This window comes from Idiomarina sp. UBA3162 (assembly GCF_002364475.1).
Lineage (GTDB): Bacteria > Pseudomonadota > Gammaproteobacteria > Enterobacterales > Alteromonadaceae > Idiomarina.
Genome location: NZ_DEYI01000003.1, coordinates 47,363 through 65,547, shown reverse-complemented (window position 1 = coordinate 65,547; position 18,185 = coordinate 47,363). Strand labels below are relative to the sequence as shown.

The following is an 18,185-nucleotide window of genomic DNA, read 5'->3' as shown; positions in this document are numbered from 1 at the left end:
GACTACGAAAGCGCGGTTAAGCCAGATCAACGAATAATGGGTTGCGTATTGGGTTCGTCCAAACGCTCAATAACAGAGCTTGGAATGTAAACAGAGCCTGTGCTCACCACATGTTTATTGTTAATGTCCACCAAGCGCGCGCTGGCCAACACACCATCACGGTAGTGGCTATAGGTACCTACAACAACATGGGTAATGGGTAGGATCTCGTCAATCTCAAGGTAGTCGCGCGTTAAAGCGAAATCCCCTTGCGGTGTGACACGGATAAATTCCGTCGTTTTGTAGTCGATAATCGGAACCTGACGATAAGCAAGTTCTCCACGTAATTGCTCAGACATCACTTGCGCGAACGGTGTCGCATTATTATAGGACGACTGGACCCCGACTAAGTCGGTAACGGCCACGTGCGCCTTTGCTAAATCAACGCGACTGTTGTTTACCAATTGCTCCGCCAGTTGCACACTAAATGTATTGGTTGGCGCAGGCAAGGCGGTCGATGTTGTTTCAGTCAGCTCAGCTTTCGGCTCGGGCTTCGGCAACACCGTACAAGCGCTCATTGTCAGTGCTGTCATGACGATTAACGTAAAACGCATAACTCTCTCCTAACGACTTCTCTGCAAATGCCCATTAACTATCTCGGCACCCTTGTTAGTCCAGTACAAATGCTTAGGCACATAGTGATTTGCCGCGGCCAGCACCGATTGCGAACGACGGTCGAGCACACGCACACTGAGCATCACACCGTCATCTTCTCGACTCATGGTTCCCACTAATACCCAGTCTAAGTTCGGATTAAGGTTTAACTGCTGTTTATCATTGGTCAGCATCGTCGCACCCGCGGATGTCAGCGTCACACCATTCTGAGCGCGAAAGTCGATAAGCTTGACCTTGCGTTCGGCAAGATGACTATACAACGCTTCGCTCAATTCATGGCTGACTGAGTAAAGCGCGTTTTCAGGTTGAGGCAACGCCAGCGTATCCGACATCACCCAACGGGTAATGCCTAACTGAGCATGTTCATGACGGGCAGGATGGTCATTTAACTGTTGCACCAGTTGCTGAGACAAGCGATCAGCAATTTCATCATAGGGACTAATTGAGTGTGCCTGTGCCGGCAGAATCATTAAGCCGACTAAAATAGCCAATACACGCATAGGACATCTCGTTATTAAGAGTAATGGTATCCTATCGGCTTGAGATGAAAAAAATTTAGGAGTTTAGCTCGCTGAAGAAATTCCCAGTCGTTTAAACAAACTGTCGCGGTAAGATTGACCAATACGCACTTCATCACCGTTACTAAGCACCAATAAAGTCAGCCTTCCTAACTCACTGGTGATCTCTCTTACATGATTTAAGTTAACAATGACGCTGCGGTGAACACGATGAAAATCCGCGGCACTGAGCGTGTCGGCTACATTTTTCATGGTGTCGCGGTGAAGCATACGCTCTTGCGGTGTATGAACCTCAACGTAATTGGCAGCCCCTTTGATACAAATAACATCACTTAAGGGGACAAAAACGATTTTACCGACCATCCTTACGGGAAATACGTTATCCATTGCACGCCAGCATCCATCAGGCTCATAAAGGTTTAGCACATGATGGTATGGCACCCAGCTTAAGATGGGATATTTTGTGACTAACAAGACAGTATCACCATTAAAGACCTCTTCAACAGGGATTAAACCAACTCAATATAGCAATATCAGTGAGTCTGCCGAGAAGCCGATGCCGTCTTGTCTGTAAGAAAAAACAGCCAGCAAATGCTGGCTGTTGTATGGAACGAGAAAAGCGGATTATTCGTTGATATATTTATCAAGGAATACGAGCATTTTGTTCCAACGTTCGATGTTATTTTCTGGCTTATAGAAACCATGGCCCTCGCCTGGCTTAAGCAGCCATTCGTAGGTATGGTTGCGCTTCTCAAGCGCGTCACGCAAACGGAACGCATGTTCTTTCGGCACACGCACATCGCGTCCACCTTGGATAATGAACACCGGCACTTCGAGTTTGTCAACTTGATGCACAGGTGACTGAGATTCACGCTCTGCTTTATCGGTTGGCAACACTTTACTCAAGTAGTTAACACCCGCTTTAGCTTCAGAGATATCGCCCTCTTGGAACATCAAGTTGAGGTCATATACACCGACAAACCCAATGGTACATTTGTACTTTTTGGGTTCACGGATAACGCTCATCAGCGCAGCATAGCCACCATACGAGGCGCCATAAACACACATCCGCTCCGGATCTGCGATACCTTTCTCGATAAGATAATCGACACCGTCGGTCATATCATCGATCATCGTTGTTCCCCACTTTTTATAACCTTTAGTGAGAAATTCATTGCCGTAACCACCTGAACCTCGGAAATTTGGCTGTAATACTGCATAACCATGCTCAGCCAATACTTTCGCGTCAGTATCTAGGTTCGTCAGTGAATCACGAATACCGTGAGGTCCGCCATGAGGTAAAAGAATCAACGGCAAGTCTTTCGCCTCTTTACCCGGTGGCAATGTCAGCAAGCCGTGAATTTTCAAGCCATCACGCGCCTGATAGGTGATAATCTGCGTTTCCGGCATGGCCTGTTTGTCTAACCAAGGACGCGCCTGAGTGATTATCGACAGCGAACCTTTTTCTGCGTCATATAGATAAAATTCAGCTGGATGATTAGCAGACGAAACGGTAATCACCATTTTAGAGTTATCGAGCGTTGCCGAACGAATTCCGACTGAACGGTTTGGAAATGCTCGAATAATGCTCTGCGTAATATTAGCGAACTGCTTATCTTTTACGCCTTGGAAGAATACCGCATCAATGGCATCGTACTCGTAAGCACCACCAATTAACTCGTTATTACGTCCGTTTTTCAAACTGAAAATCGGCGCGATATCGGTTTTAGGATGCTCAGCAATGACTGTGCTTTCATGCGTGTTCAGGTCATAGCTCACAATCGCGGAGGTATCGCTTGAGCGAGTCGACGTACCGATCACCGTATGTCCATCGGGCATGATCTCCATCGGAGTGAAGTGGCCTTCCTCTTCGAAGTACTTGTTAGCGACTTCCCACTCCTCGTTTGCACCGTCACGAGTCATCATAACCAACTGGTTACGATTATCCGGGTCGGTACCTACAGCAATACGTGATACACCCTCATCATCGAGTAGGACACTGACATTCGTACTTTTATATCGGCGCAGCGGAATACGGCCTTCAGCGCGCTTACGTCCCGAATCAAGCTTCATTCGGTACAGGTCGATGTAGGGTTCGTTAGACATCATACGAACACTATAAATCATCACCTGATTAGGCTCATCAGGTAAAAAGTCGATAATCTGAGCAAAACGATAGTCACCATCATCAGAACGCGGTCCAGTCAATATCTTCTGGTTACCACCGTCGGCATCCATCGCAAAGATTTCGCCCGTTGGAATAGGCGCATCGAGCGAGCCAACTTCTCGTGCCATCGACATAACAAGACGATCATCATTGGCCCAATTAAAGCTAGCGACAGACTCGTTACCTTGTCCCTCTGTCATCGACAGTACTTTTTTATCGTTGATATCAAGCACTGTCAGACGAACCTTACCTTCATCCGTACGTGAGGTAGCGGCTAGATAATTGCCCTCTGGTGAAATTTTGATATCCAAAAACTGCGAAGGCTTTGCGTACTTGGTAAGCACGTCCTCTTTTACTTGTGCCATCACTGAAACCGGCAAAGCCACAGCCGCAGCGACAACAAAAGAAATGAGCTTTTTCATAAGTTCACCCTAGAAATAATAAAAGAGCCCCCGCAAGCGGAGGCTCTACCTTTACTTCATCATTGCTAAAGAATGATTAGAAGTTATAAGTTACGTTCGCAAATACGCGACGACCTAGGTTGTCATACTGTGAGTAAAGAACCGCATTACCTACTGCACGTACGTATGCAGGAGATACATTAGGTGGCTCTTTATCAAACAAGTTAGCAACACCGACAGTCACATCAAAGTTGTCTGCGAAGGTCATGTTACCTGACAATGTGTGATAGAACACACGAGGTACGTCAGCTACGAAAGTCACAGGGTCGCCCCAGTAAGTGGTTTCGTTAGTGTCGCCGTAGTACTCGTAGTCGTTAACTTTATCAACGTAACGAGTAGTCCACGTTAAGCTCCAGTCATCACGCGCCCAAGTCGCAGTAATCAAACCAACGTGCTTCGGATAACCGATTTCGCCGATGTACTGGTTGACTTCGCTGTCTGAGAACAACTGGTAAGTTTGGTCGATTTGAGCAGTGTGCTCGATATCGAAACGTAAAGTACCAAACTCGAAGTCATCTTGGTAAGTGAAGTTGAAGTCAACGCCACGTGTACCTTGGCTAGCAACGTTCACGTAACCGCCGTTAACAACATCGATACCCCAGTCACCGTCAGTACCGTCACGACGTGTGAACAAGTCACACAATGGATCGTTCGGGAAGTCTTGTGAACGGTAACAAGTACCAGTGATTTCTGAACCGCCCAGTGAAGTGATTTGGTTGCTGATGTCAACGTTGTAGTAATCAACAGACACTGCGAATACGTCGTCAGAGCTTGTCCAAACGATACCAGCGCTTTCTGCAACTGAAGTTTCAGCTGACAAGTTGCCTGCACCACCAGAAGTTACCAAAGTAGCACTGCTGCTGTTAGAACCGTCATAAGTTTCAGGAACGCCTGAAGCTAAACAGTTTTGGTAAACAGTTTCAGTTACAGTACCTTGCTCGTAACGGTTGCCGTAGTCATAACAAGGGTCAACAGACATCTGGCCACCGAAACCTGTCTGACCAGCTAAGTATAGCTCGAACAATGCAGGTGAACGGAACGAAGTACCACGTGATGCACGGATACGCCAGTCATCGTTGATTTCCCAGTTCAAACCAAGTTTAAACGTGGTATCGCTGCCGTAAGTTGAAACGTCAGTCCAACGTGCAGAACCAGTTAAGTCAATGCGGTTAGCATATGCGGTGTCTGCAACGACAGGTACACGAACCTCACCAAATACAGCGCGTGAGTTTTGTGAACCTGCGGTACGGCTTGCACTTGAAAGACCCCAAGAGTTGCCGCTTGAGCTGTGTACGCCCGGTTGGTCATCGATTTCATCACGTTGATATGATGCACCGAATGCCGCACCTACAGCGCCCGCTGGTAAAGTGAACAAATCACCTGTGATATAAGCTTCAAGTGTTTGTTGCTTATAGATAGTCTCGCCTTCTTCATAGCCGAACAAGAAGTTACGTACTTCATCAGAAGGGTTGCCATACAAGAACTGTGGATCGGTCCATGGAACGTCTACACAGGTTTTGCCTGAGATAGCAGTCACTTCGCCATTACAGCTAGTGCCGTTTGCTACGTGACCTTGAGCCATCAACATAGAGTCACGGAAGATAACCTTGTTTCCGTAAGTACCTTTGTTATAGCTGTTCTGATACGAGATATCCCAATCCCAGAAACCGATGCTACCTTCTAAACCACCTACGAAACGAGTGTAGTCAACAGTAGTATCGCTACCATAGTGATCAGTCAATGCTACAGGCATGATACCTGCGTTACCTGACCAGCCATCATACGCGTCTGCGAACTGTACAGGAATATCAGCAGTCCAGAACTGACGATATGCTTGGGTTTCGGTGTTACGTGAACTGTGCAACAACTCGCCGTAAGCATTGATAGTGTCAGTCAGGCTGTAATCACCTTGAATAAATACTGAAGCCGTTTTGGTTTCAGGAACCATTGATTCATTATCAAGGAATGGGTGACGCAAGTTCCAAAGGCCTACTGTTTCTTTGCTGTAGTTACCTTGATAGAAACCGTCAGGACCCATTAAGTCGCCTGGACCTTGAGCTGTTTGGTTAATGCTGTCATAGCCATTTGCAGCCAAGAAGCCGTCGTAGTCAAAGAACGCTTTACCGCCAGAGAATACGTTGCTTGCGCCTGCTGGGTACAACCATAAGCCATAGCCTGCGTCGTTACAGTGATAGTCGCCAGTACGTGGATCGATCGGATCGGCACGGCTACCATCTTCGTTGTACAATAAACGCTCAGAACAATCGAAGAAGTCACGGTCGCCACGCTTCAATTCACGCTGTACGTTATAGTCAACTACGAAACGGATTGAACCCTTATCAAAGGTTTCACCGATTGAAGCGTTGATACGCTGACGCTCACCGCCTGATTCGAAAGGCTGGCTCAAGTCAACAGTTAACGAGCTCTCGTCACCTTTTTTGGTGATGATGTTGATAACACCCGCAACCGCGTCAGAACCGTAAAGTGAAGACGCACCATCTTTAAGTACTTCAACACGTTCGATCGCAGAGATCGGTAATGCGTTCATATCAAAAGATGATACTTGACCACGTGTACCTGCAGGTCCAGCGCGACGGCCGTTTAACAATACCAACGTACGGTTTGCACCCAAACCACGCATTGAGATTGTTTCAGCACCTGCACCACCTGAAGTCACGTAACCAACGGTCAAAGCAGAAGTGATCTGGCTAGAACCGGCAGCAACGGTACTGGTACGCAACAATTCGCCCAAGGTGTTAAGACCTTGCTCAGTTGCTTGTTCAGCAGAAATGATGTCGATTGGTGTTTCGTTAGCAAAGCTATCAGTACGGATACGAGAACCCGTTACTTGAATACGCTCTACTTGCTCTTCAGCAGATGACTCTTCTTGTTGAGTCTGTTGAACGCCATTAACGTCAACGTCTTGCTGTGAGTCTTGTGCTAATGCAGGTGCTGCGATAAATGCAGAGCTCACACCCGCCATTAGAATCGTTCTGATAGAACGAGCCAATAATGACTGTTCGTTCATGTTCAGTCTCCCCGAATAATTTATTATTATTACGACAAAATAACATTATTTATAGAGTCGTTATTCAACGCAGCCCTCTATAAGGCTGCGCTCAGAGAGAAGAAGAACATATTTTTAAAAGTAAGGCAACCTTTTTATAACACTTAAAAAACAAAAAGATCGTTATTTGATCGCTTGTAAGCAATAACCGACTAACCCGGTTTCAGGAAATTCAACATCCTGCACCACAACACGCTTATAGCCCGCTTCTTCCGCCAGTTTCATAAGGTGATCAGGTGATTTTACCTGTGTTACAGCATCAACCATAGTACTGAGCTGCTGATGGTGAAACTTAAGATTATTGAGATAGTCATTGTATACCTGCCTAGCCTCGAGCTTCTTTCCTTTTGAGGCTGCTTGTAAAATATGACGTACAGCCGGCACGAAATTGCTGCGCCCAAACGCAGGGTTTTTACGATAAGTGTGTGCCAGCTGGTCAAGCTTACGTTGAGATAACGCAGCTTGTTTGCCCAGTGGCTTACCACGCGCTTCTAAAATAGCGGTGTACAAGGTATAGACGTGCTTTTCGAGGTGACGAATGAGGGTTGGCATCACTTCGTAAATAGCCTTATTGTTGCGCACCAATGAAGATTCCGGTGAGTGGACTAAGGCAACCAATGCGCCGTCTTTTTTCAATTGGCCATGTAAATGTTTTAAGCCTTCACTTAAGGGACCGTATTCGAGCCCAAAATGAGAAACCACAGTACCAATCTTCTTGTTACCAGCGAGTTTAAAGGTCTCATATGGGGTACGCTCGCGAATATCCAACTCTGGATCAAGCGGTTTGAGTGCCGCACTATCGACGCCAATAAAGGTCCATTTTGATTTTTTCTTTTCTTGTTTATATTCGTTAAGCCAGTTGAGCACGACGCCGTTGCCACAAGCCACATCCACGATCGGTGACTTAGGTTCAAATTCTTCCATACGTTCACGCCAAAACTTGCGCATTTGATAACGTTGCAGTGAGGTGTTCTTGTTTAAATAACTTGCTTCTGCACCCGAGCGCCAATAACTATCCCACGCGTTGGGCTGTTGTTGTGTGTTCTTGTTCATATACTGCTCTTGTGGTTATGGTTTTAAACAAACGTCCCTATCATACCCCGATAATCACGCATAAAAAAAGACTCCCGAAGGAGCCTTTTTTAAAACAATCAGTTCGTTTAGAACTTGATTTGATATCCGGCTACGAATTCACGACCGATGTGACCACGAACATAGAGTTCAGGGTTGGTGTATTCGCCGCTGCTGTTAAGCACTGGCTCTTCGTCGAACAAGTTACGAACGCCCAATGTTGCTTTACCGTACTGACCTAAGTTGTACGAGAAAGTAACGTTGTGGTAAGTCGTAGACTCAAGCTCGCCAACGAAGTTGTAGTTAAAGCAGTTAGCATCGCCACATGAGGTGTCGAGTACGTCTGTTTCGCCCGTTGAGTCGATGTAGTCAGACGTCCAAGTGACGTTGAAGTCGTTGATAGCGTATTGCAACATCAACTGTGAACGTAGCTCAGGTGCACCTGAAGAACCCGCCATGTCTTGGCTAGGACCGCCAAAGTAAACGTCTTCTTCAACTTCCATCATGTACGTAGTACCGAAGGTCGCGTTGAACAAGCCCGCACCAAGTGGGTATTCAGCGGCGATTTCAAAGTCGAAACCTTTACGCGCTAAGATAGCACCGTTTTCAGTACGCGTGTAAACGTCACCGTCGATTGAACCATTTGCACGACGTTGTAAGTCGAACGCAGGGTTAGCCGCTAAGAACGAGTCTAAGTTGCCGCCAAGCTCGATGTTGATCAAGTCTTGAACAGTCACTGAAGAAATCACGTTTTCAACTTGCAGATCGAAGTAATCTAAACGGAAGTCCCAGTTATCAAGACCTGAATAAACGATACCCGCGTTGATGTACTCAGACTCTTCTGGACCGAGGTCACGGTTGCTTTGAATCTGGTTATCAATTTGGATTTCAGGACATTCAGTCAACTCAACGCCGGCAGTCTGGCATGCAACGTAGTCGTATGCATAAGTTGCTGAGTACTGGTCTTGTGCAGAAAGCTCTTCAAGTGAAGGTGCACGGAAGCCTTCGCTGTATGATGCACGAATCAACAAGTCGTCGATTGGACGATATTCGGCTTTCAAACTGCTTGTTGTTGCAGTACCGAAGTCACTGTAATCATCATAACGGAAAGCAGCACTTACAGTCAGATCATAAGTGAACGGCATAGCGACTTCGTAGAAGTACGCTTGAACGTTACGGTCTTCAGAAGCAGAGTTACCTGCGCCGCCGCCAACTAAGCCCGCTTCAGACTGTGCGTCATAGCTGTTTTCGAATACTTGGTCATACATTTCCCAACCTACGTAGTGAGAAACCATACCACCAGGTAATTCACCTGCATTGAAGCCGAAGCCTGCATAGTAGTGATCGAAAATTGTCTTACCTTCAGTCAAGGTAGTGATGCCGATTTTGTCAGAATTTTCTTCTGAGAACGGGTCTTCACCTTCAGCGGCTAACCAGTTAAGCGCTGAGTTGCTTAAGTAATCACGGCCAACTGTTTTGTAGTCCATTTCAGCGCGCTGGTAGTAAACTTCCCAGTCGATGTTATCAAGTGCGAAACCACGGAAGCCGACAACATAGTCCTGCTGGTAGTCATCAACGTAACCATCACGGTTACCCACTGGGTACCAACGGAAGTAACCTACTTCAAGCTCTTCGTCATATGGGTTGTGCGATGCAGATGCTGGGATGTTTTCCCAAGGCGCAGCAGCGGGTGCATAACGGCCAAATGAACTGTTCTTAGCGAACAAACCGCGCATGTACATTTCGATATCATCAGTAATTTGATAATTACCATTTACCATCAATGAATTACGGTCAGTTGATGCCATGTTAGTTGATACGCCAGCGAATGCATAACCACAGACAGTACCACCGCCAACACCGCCGAACGAAGTACCTTGGTCAAGTACACCAACGAAGCCTTCAACGTTGTTTGCCAAGTCACCACATAGCGGTGACGCTTCGTAGTTGCCCTGAGGGTTTACAAGCGTTGCACCGTAGTAAGAAATACCGATGGTTTCGTCATAGATAGAGATCAAACCGTCGCCATTCTCGTCGTTCATTTGCGGCGCAGTGTAAGGACGATCGCGATCATAAATCGCATCACGTGTCTGGTGCTCAAATACCATGGTCAGGTTACCGCGGTCTGAAGAAGTACCCGCAGTAATGCTGAAGCTCTCGTTATCGCCGCCTTCAGCTTCTGGACGACCGACTTGAGTGTTAACTGCAACACCTTCAAAATCGTCTTTTAAGATGATGTTTACAACACCTGCAACAGCGTCAGAACCATAGACCGCAGAAGCACCGTCTTTCAAAACTTCGATACGCTCAACAGCAGCCATCGGGATGGTGCTCAAGTTTGCAGAAGAACCGCCAAGCGATGGTGAACCTGCAACACGTTTGCCGTCTAATAATACCAATGTACGGCTAGCGCCAACACCGAGTAGGTTCACGGTTGATTGAGACTGCGCAGTGCTACCTGAGCTAGGTACAAAAGAACCGAAAGAATTAGAGGTTAAGTTACGCAATGCTTCTGATACCGACAGACGACCTTGGTCAGTCAATTGCTCGGCCGAAATAACTTCTACAGGAGAAGCGCTCTCTAGGTCTGAACGCTTAATGCGTGAACCCGTTACTTGAATCTTTTCAATGTTGTTTTTTGCTTCAACATCCGAGTTATCCTGAGCTACGGCTAATGCTGGTGCAGCTAAACTGCCCGCCACAGCTAGAGCGGTAAGGCTCTTGCGGAAGGTACTGTTAGTCATGTTTTTACTCCCTGGTGTATGTTCTTATTCTGTCATGAACCAAGTTCGCGACTTGAATTAGAGGGCGTCGCTAAGTTGAGGTCTTAGAAACACCGTGCATGACTTTTAACGCTAGCAGGGGGGAAATTCAACTAAATGACCAAAAATAATGATCTGTTTGACTAATTTTTGGTCTAAATGTTTACTTGTTGGTCAAATGTTTAATATTGTATTAACAGATGTTTAAACAATGTAAAAAGGCAGCCCGAAGGCTGCCTTTTATTGTTAAGTGAACGTTTAATTTTAACTTACATGAATTGATAAGAGATGCTCGCAAACACGTAACGACCCAATGCATCAAAGTAACCTGGATATGTGTTACCGTTGCTGCCTGGCGCACCTGTTAGGTACGGAGGATCATTCTCAAGTACGTTGTTCACACCAACACTGATAGTCGTGTTGTCGCCCCAACGATAACGAGCAGTCAAATCAAGGTAGCTTTCAGATTCGATATCTTGAGCGCCGCCATCCAACTGCGCAGTCTCACCGAGATAACGCCAGTTAGCAGAAATCGCTAAACCATCGTTGTTTTCCCAGGTGGTACGTAAGTTGTGTTGCCATTCTGGGTTTGGAGCGCCACAGACGCCACCCCAGTAGCCCGCACATTCATACACACGAAGACCAACGACAGGCTGAGTATCGAACTTGGTGAAGTAAGTACCTACCAAGTTAAACTTCAATTTACCTAAGTCGTTATCAAAGCGCAGAGTGTAGCTTGAGTTAACATCGAAACCAGAACGTTGTTCAAAACCAATGTTCACGTTAGTCGCTACGATATTATCTTGAGCCAACCACAAAGAACCTGTATCCGGACCACGATTAATGAGGTCACAGAACTGTGCGTCGCCAGTGTCTAAGCAAAGGTCCAGCGTAGTTTCTGCAGCAACAATACCAATCGCATCTTCAACCTTGATATCGAAGTAGTCAACTGACACATCGAAGTCGCCGTCCATGGTGCGATAAACGAAACCGGCAGAAATAGTATCTGACGTTTCAGGCTCTAGGTCTGGGTTACCACCAAAGATAGCATTGTACTGGTTAGCCGGGCTTTGCGGAATACTGCCGTATTGTGCAGAAGTGACACCAGAACGCTGACACTGTTCCAATGTGGCCTCTGGGTTCGCACCCGCACACGGATCAGAATCCATGTCATACAAGCCAATTGATTGTGCACTATACAACTCACGGATATTTGCATGACGCGCTGAACGTTGGAAACTACCACGTACTTTCCACGTTTCATTGATATCCCAACCCAATGCTACTTTGTATGTATCGGTCTCTTTAGCAGTAGAGTACTCAGAATAACGATAACCCAAGTCCATGGTTAGCGTATCCGCCCAGTCTGCGCCTTCTACTAAGTAGATTTTCGCTTCTGAGAAGATCTCATCAACACTCAAGCTACCTGAAACACCGATGGTAGGGCCACCTTGACCGGCACCATCACCTGAAGTAAAGCCACTATCCGGTTGGAAAATGAGCTCTTCGCTACGTGTGGTTGCACCAATAAGTAGCTCGACACCGCCCACAGCCCATGGACTGCGCACACCGTAGTCGCCTAGGTTACCAATCGCATACGCAGTATACTCGCGTAAGTTAGTTTCACCATTCGCGTACAGAGGCAGCGTGAGGTAATCGAGTGCTTCTTGGCTGATGTTCGGTGCAAAGATATTCCAAGGCACACAGTTTGGATCAACGCCACTCAGTGCTGCGGTACAAACAGCCTCACCGGTATCAGGATCAGTGGTGACATTCAATGCACGACCAATGTTATTGATACTTAAGTCGTTTAGGTAGGTTGAACTTAGCGTTACGTTACCGAAGTTAGCGGATACGTCGTAACTCCAAGTGTCATTTAGGTAACCGCGGATACCAAACACACCGCGATAAGACAAGTGTTGGATATCGTTCTGACGTGGACCACCTTCGACGTTACGTTTACCGATATAAACGCCTTCCCACACATTCGGATCGCCCGATGCGCCTGCAGGACCACCAGGACCACAGATAACACCCGCTTGTTGTTCAGACAAGAATGGGTTGTCACAGCTTAAGTCAACCTGCGGGAAGAACGCACCTGATTCTGCAATCTGAGATACGCTGCGGTCTTTAACAAAACCAACTTCACCAAAAAACTCCATGTTTTTGTTGATTTCATAGTGACCGAATGCACCTAAAGTGACACGTTCATCTGGACGTTGGAAATAGTTACGTGGACCAAAGTTATACAAGCGGCCATCATACTCTTGGAAAGTACCTTGATCGATGTAGTAGTCGTAATCGACGAAGTCCGTTAATCGACCATCAGGGATAGTACCTGAACCACCGCACGAGTACGCACCCGGACCACCGGCGAGCGAACAGATACTGTAATCACGGTTGTCCTGAGTTACGGCTTTAATGTCGCGGTAAGTCGCATAACCGGTGATGTTGCCCTTGCCGTCATCTGCGTTAACACCCCAAATAATTGAGAAGTCGTTCATATGACCATCGCGGCCAGAACCCGGTGCTAAATCAAAGTTCGCATCACGGGCTGATTGCGCAACATCGTTATCATTCGGGTTATTATACTGATAGAAGCTGTGTTGATAGTCTAACTTCACGCCTTCAAAATCATCTTTCATGATGAAGTTAACAACACCTGCCACTGCGTCAGAACCGTATGTGGCCGATGCACCACCGGTTAACAGTTCTACGTTTTCAACCAACGCGCCTGGAATTTGGTTTAAGTCAGGTGCGATAGCGCCTTGTAATGGAGAACCCATTACCAAACGACGTCCATTCATTAGAACGAGGGTGCGGTTAGAGCCTAAGCCACGCAATGAAATAGTTGCGGTACCCGTAGCACCGTTTGAATCAGTTGATGTTTGACCTGGAAATACTTGTGGTAAGTCGTTCACCAAGTCTTCGGTACGCACGTTACCCGAGAATTCGAATTCCTCGGAGGTAACCTGAGAAATTGGGCTCGAACTCACAACGTTTGCTGATTGTGGAATACGAGAACCTGTTACCTGAATGCGCTCGGCTACTTCTTCTGCTTGTTGATCATCAGAAGCAGGATCTTGCTGGTCCTGCGCCAACGCAGGCATGCTAAATACACCTGCAATGGTTGCAGCCAACAAACTTTTACGAAAAGTTGTGCTTTTCATGAGTTGAAACTCCCCGGAACTTTATTGTTTTTTACCTCAAAATATGTTTGAGGCAATTTGAATTTAGCAAGAAGTTATTTTTCTGTAAACACTTTGTGACTTTTTTGTAATTAAGATTATTGCATAATCTTTGACAACGAGTAGTTCTTTTCAACTAACAAGCTTGGTTTTACCGGGGAGAAAGGAAAAAAAATCCGCGACTGGTTTCCCAGTCGCGGATTTTGTGTGTCATGTAAATTTAGATTAGAAGCGAGCTTCGAAACCTAAACGAACATAACGAGGAGTCTGCCATGAGTATGCAGCGCCATACCATTGGTTGCGATTACCTTCAGTTACTTCATAGTGCTCGTTTAATGAAGTAGCTTCTTGAGTATTCAACACGTTGAATACGTCAAGTGATGCTTTCATATCAACGCCACCAGCAGTGAAGTTGTATGCGATAGATGCATCAACATTGAAGGTCCAAGGCGTACGACCTACAGTACCACGCGGTATGCGATTATAAGTACATTCGCCAGTTACATCATCACAATCAGCGATGTAGAACGTGTCACCGTAGCTACCGTAGATGTTTGGATCCTTGTTCGGATAGCCTTGACCAAACGCTGACAATGGACGACCACTTGACAACGTACTGTTAAAGCCAACAGTCCAGTTTTCATCGATGTCATAACTTCCGAACAATTTGAATACATGGCGACGGTCGTTTGCTTGATAACCTTGCGCACCATCCATCAATGCTGGGAAGTCAAAGTCCTGAGTAATACCTGGATCCGCTTGGTCGATATCAGACTTAACGGCACCTTCAAAGTTACCAGTACTACGCGACCAAGTGTAGATGAAGTTCATACGGAAATCTTCTGTATTATACTTCAACTCAGTTTGCCATGCTAAGTACTCGTTATTCGCATCAGGCATTTGGATAGTTGTATCGTTTGGATGCGTAGTCAACGAACCCTCATCAGGCTGACCATCAAACAACGGTAACTTGCTTTCGTCTAGCTGTTCGCCATCCCAATAGTAACCATCTTTGAACCAAGAAGAATCTTCACCTGGATTAATCAACACACAGTACGGGTATGCATAGATACCACAGTAATCATCAAGTGCGCTGGTCACGTCACGATAAGTACCGCGTAATGAGAATGCGAGGTCGTCATTAATTGACTGCTCGAAACCTACGATAAGTTCCTGACGTGCAAACGGGTCAGCCTCTTGTGATTGGAATACCGGTTTAGTCGGTACTACAGAAACAGAGCTAGTGGTTTGACTGTTTGCAGCTGAACCATTAACAGGATCCAGTCCTTGAGGAACGCCAGAGTTCGGGTCGATACCATCAAAGTAATAATACGTAGTTGTATCGCTTACACCCGACGCAGCACGGTAGATAGTGTTGTTAGGTACTGGCAGGTAGTACTCACCCCAAGTCGCGTATAACTTGGTTTCACCAGTGCCAAATACATCCCAACTTGCACCTAGACGCGGCGCCCAGTCAGTATCGAATGAATACAAGATTTGATCAGTAGTACCTGAACCTTCGAACTTATCTTTACGGAAACCGATGTTCAACATCACGTTTTCAGTAACACGCCATTCGTCTTCGATGTAGAACGCAGAGAGTTCTGAACCGAACTTACCACCACCCTCGAAGATGCGGTCGGATACATAGTCAATAGGAGCACCGGAGTTGTTTGTGAACAATACACCGTTGTCGCCTTGGACTGAGCCACCATTCTCAAGTGTTGCGTATTCCCAGCTATGACCGCCGATAGGACGAGTAACATTGGTTGAATCACGCTCTTGATAATCGTAACCACCGCGGATTGTGTGGTCACCCCAATAATATTCGATGTCTAAACGATACTGAGTGTTTTTATCGAAGTTCTCACCGATAGAGCCGCCAGGACCACATGAAACCGCTGGGTTTGCAACATCACGCGTATCGATAACTGTAGAACATTCGGTGTTTGATGGTTCTGAACCATATTGAGTCTCTAACTCACCCGCCATAGCAGATACAGTCAGGTCGTCAGTCCAATAACCCGTGTAACTTAAGCTATGAGCCGTACCGCCATTCTCAAGAATAGTAGTGCCGATATTGTTACCAATAACGCCAGTGTTAGGATTATATTGGAACGTTTCACGCTCTACAGTACGCTCGTTTGAATAACCGAAATAGCTCAAGCGGTGATTCGCGTTGATATCCCAGTCAATCTTAGCGCCCCAGAATAGGTTATCGCCACCACTTGAATCATCAACGTTGTAACGTGTATCAGCAGCGAACTCGCCACCTGTCGCTGCAGCGTATTTGCTTTCAGTCGAACCTGGGTTTACTAACGCATAGATGAACAGGGTGTCTTCAATGATAGGGCCTGAAGCACTCAGCGATACGCTGTATTCGTCAGACTCTGAAACGCTGTTGTCACGGAATACATTACCTGTACCACCTTGACCACGCGAAACCTCACCTTCTTCTTGTAGGCCAGACGGTTCAAAGTAAGAAACCGCTGCAAACTCCCACATATTGGTACCGCTCTTAGTGACAGCGTTAATTACACCACCAGTAGAACGACCGTATTTAGGCGACATACCACCTGTTTTAACTTGGAACTCTTTATAGAATTCGAAAGGCACCGAGCCACAACCCAATCCACGGCGAGTATCAGTTACTTCTAAGCCGTTTATGTAGCATGAGTTTTCCGCAACCGATGCACCACCAAATGATGCAGTATTACCGAAGCCAGAGTCACCCTGAACTGTACCCGGTGCTAACAAAGCAACAGACGTCAAGTTACGAGCTACGGGCAGTTTGTCAAACTCCATTTCGCCAACAACTAAACCAGAGTTGGTTGTAGTCACATCGACATTTGAAATGCGTGCGCCAGAAACCTGAATCGTTTCTACTGAGTCGCCAACATTAATTGTTGGGGTCGCGTTAGTACCAAGCGATACACGAACCGTCTGAGTAGCAACGACTTCTGAGCCGCGGCTAACTTTCAGCTCGTAAGTACCCGTAGGCATTGCCGGAAAACGGAATTTCCCATCTTGGACTTCAATTTCGCGCGAGAATCCAGTTTCTGGATTTGTAGCCGTTACAGTCAAACCTTGAACATTCTGAGCTTGCACTTCACCCAAAATACTTGACTGCTGCTGTGCCATTGCCGGAGCGATAGCAGTCAATGACGCTGCAACAGCTGCAGCGGTCAATGTGCGTTTAAAAAACTGAGATTTCATAATTTGATAACTCCCTGGAATTATTTTTTTATCGTCGCAAGGAAAAAGCCTTGTTGACGTCAATCGAACATAGCAAGACAAGCAACATATGTAAACAATATGTTTAAATAAATTGGCTTTGATGTTAATTACTTGGCCTGTTTCAGTAGGAAGCGTAATTTTTCGTTGTGAGGCTTGATTTTCATGGCTTGCGATAAAAACAATTCAGCACACCCAATCGCATCATCCATCGCATGGTGACTTGTATACATTGGTAGCCCATACCTTGACCGACAGGCCCCTAAGGTCAACGACGAGTTGTGCAATTGAAGTTCATTGTCAAAAGACATTTTGTTTTTTTCGAAACTCAGCGTGTCAAAAACGCCCAAAGGCTTAAAATGTAAATTTTCTGTTAACCTGTTGTCACGAAGGTAAGACCAGTCAAGGCTTCTGTGATGGCACACCATAACACACCCGTAAAGTTTTTCTTCCAAGTCTTTTAAGACTTTTTTAACATCACCCCCGCTACTTAGCTGAGCCTTTGTTAATCCATGAATCGTGGGACTTTGTTGTAAATCGACATCGGGGTCTACGCAAAATTCATGGTACTGTGCTTCACCAATTAAGATCATCGGCGGCTTTATTGGAACCCAAGCGATTGACAAGATTTGGTCATTAATAGGATCAAGACCCGTGGTCTCGATATCAATTGCTATATAGGTATGATCCTGCCAGGGCTTCTGCAACTGCCTGTGCTTTGTCCATGATTGACGGAGCTTGTTTATACTCATCAGGTTACCCATCAATACCCCTGCCGACTAAACTTAAGCCCTACGCCCTGTTGCGCTTGCTTTATAATTTTAAACGCGGTCTTGAGTTGCCGCCGCGACAGTGTGCTTAAACTATCGGGGTCAATGGCATTTTTAGGCTCATCGGTATGCCAAACGCGCAGCTGGTGGTCGAGCCTCAGTTGCGTTAAAAACTGCCAAGCTTCGAGTAACGACTGGCGGTCACGTTCGCTAATAAGACGGCTGTCCTGCAATCGCTCAATCCGTTGTGCAGTAGCAGGCTCAGTCAAACCTTGATGGAGCGAATAGAGCCG

General features: G+C 46.3%; 11 protein-coding genes. All 11 read right to left on the bottom strand.

Going from position 1 to position 18,185, the window contains the following annotated elements; all coding sequences use genetic code 11:
- Positions 1-26: 26 nt before the first annotated feature.
- On the bottom strand, positions 27-593 hold the full coding sequence (locus B2X00_RS00260; protein WP_290485636.1) for a FlgO family outer membrane protein: 567 nt from the start codon (positions 591-593) through the stop codon (positions 27-29).
- Positions 594-602: 9 nt separating this feature from the next.
- Entirely contained in the window at positions 603-1,154 is a 552-nt protein-coding gene (locus tag B2X00_RS00255; RefSeq protein ID WP_290485635.1) for a FlgO family outer membrane protein, read from the bottom strand.
- Positions 1,155-1,217: 63 nt separating this feature from the next.
- Positions 1,218-1,559, bottom strand: a complete 342-nt coding sequence (locus B2X00_RS00250; RefSeq protein WP_083405072.1) for a LytR/AlgR family response regulator transcription factor — start codon at positions 1,557-1,559, stop codon at positions 1,218-1,220.
- A 237-nt stretch (positions 1,560-1,796) separates the two neighbouring features.
- Positions 1,797-3,761, bottom strand: coding sequence for a S9 family peptidase (locus tag B2X00_RS00245; protein WP_290485634.1), 1,965 nt, complete (start codon positions 3,759-3,761; stop codon positions 1,797-1,799).
- A 76-nt stretch (positions 3,762-3,837) separates the two neighbouring features.
- Complete coding sequence (locus tag B2X00_RS00240; RefSeq protein WP_290485633.1) at positions 3,838-6,828, bottom strand: TonB-dependent receptor plug domain-containing protein; 2,991 nt, start codon at positions 6,826-6,828, stop codon at positions 3,838-3,840.
- Between the two features lie 162 nt (positions 6,829-6,990).
- The gene (locus B2X00_RS00235; RefSeq protein ID WP_290485632.1) at positions 6,991-7,920 is read right to left on the bottom strand and encodes an SAM-dependent methyltransferase; all 930 of its coding nucleotides are present in this window, start codon (positions 7,918-7,920) and stop codon (positions 6,991-6,993) included.
- Positions 7,921-8,027: 107 nt separating this feature from the next.
- Positions 8,028-10,682 carry a TonB-dependent receptor domain-containing protein gene (locus B2X00_RS00230; RefSeq protein WP_290485631.1) on the bottom strand — a complete coding sequence of 885 codons (2,655 nt, stop codon included), beginning with the start codon at positions 10,680-10,682 and terminating at the stop codon, positions 8,028-8,030.
- Positions 10,683-10,969: 287 nt separating this feature from the next.
- Positions 10,970-13,870 carry a TonB-dependent receptor plug domain-containing protein gene (locus B2X00_RS00225; protein WP_290485630.1) on the bottom strand — a complete coding sequence of 967 codons (2,901 nt, stop codon included), beginning with the start codon at positions 13,868-13,870 and terminating at the stop codon, positions 10,970-10,972.
- 243 nt (positions 13,871-14,113) lie between these two features.
- A complete protein-coding gene (locus B2X00_RS00220; RefSeq protein WP_290485629.1) occupies positions 14,114-17,104 on the bottom strand; it encodes a TonB-dependent receptor in 2,991 nt (996 codons plus the stop codon).
- A gap of 128 nt (positions 17,105-17,232) precedes the next feature.
- Positions 17,233-17,886, bottom strand: coding sequence for a 3'-5' exonuclease (locus tag B2X00_RS00215; RefSeq protein ID WP_290485628.1), 654 nt, complete (start codon positions 17,884-17,886; stop codon positions 17,233-17,235).
- Positions 17,886-18,185 (bottom strand): putative nucleotidyltransferase substrate binding domain-containing protein (locus B2X00_RS00210; protein WP_290485627.1); only part of this gene is annotated, 300 nt, incomplete at its 5' end. The genes B2X00_RS00210 and B2X00_RS00215, both read right to left, overlap by 1 nt.

Bases quoted from the DNA above. Each gene is read 5' to 3' on its own strand.
- B2X00_RS00235 (WP_290485632.1), bottom strand. From the start codon at position 7,920: ATGAACAAGAACACACAACAACAGCCCAACGCGTGGGATAGTTATTGG.
- B2X00_RS00245 (WP_290485634.1), bottom strand. From the start codon at position 3,761: ATGAAAAAGCTCATTTCTTTTGTTGTCGCTGCGGCTGTGGCTTTGCCG.
- B2X00_RS00230 (WP_290485631.1), bottom strand. From the start codon at position 10,682: ATGACTAACAGTACCTTCCGCAAGAGCCTTACCGCTCTAGCTGTGGCG.
- B2X00_RS00220 (WP_290485629.1), bottom strand. From the start codon at position 17,104: ATGAAATCTCAGTTTTTTAAACGCACATTGACCGCTGCAGCTGTTGCA.
- B2X00_RS00260 (WP_290485636.1), bottom strand. From the start codon at position 593: ATGCGTTTTACGTTAATCGTCATGACAGCACTGACAATGAGCGCTTGT.
- B2X00_RS00225 (WP_290485630.1), bottom strand. From the start codon at position 13,870: ATGAAAAGCACAACTTTTCGTAAAAGTTTGTTGGCTGCAACCATTGCA.
- B2X00_RS00255 (WP_290485635.1), bottom strand. From the start codon at position 1,154: ATGCGTGTATTGGCTATTTTAGTCGGCTTAATGATTCTGCCGGCACAG.
- B2X00_RS00215 (WP_290485628.1), bottom strand. From the start codon at position 17,886: ATGGGTAACCTGATGAGTATAAACAAGCTCCGTCAATCATGGACAAAG.
- B2X00_RS00240 (WP_290485633.1), bottom strand. From the start codon at position 6,828: ATGAACGAACAGTCATTATTGGCTCGTTCTATCAGAACGATTCTAATG.
- B2X00_RS00250 (WP_083405072.1), bottom strand. From the start codon at position 1,559: ATGGATAACGTATTTCCCGTAAGGATGGTCGGTAAAATCGTTTTTGTC.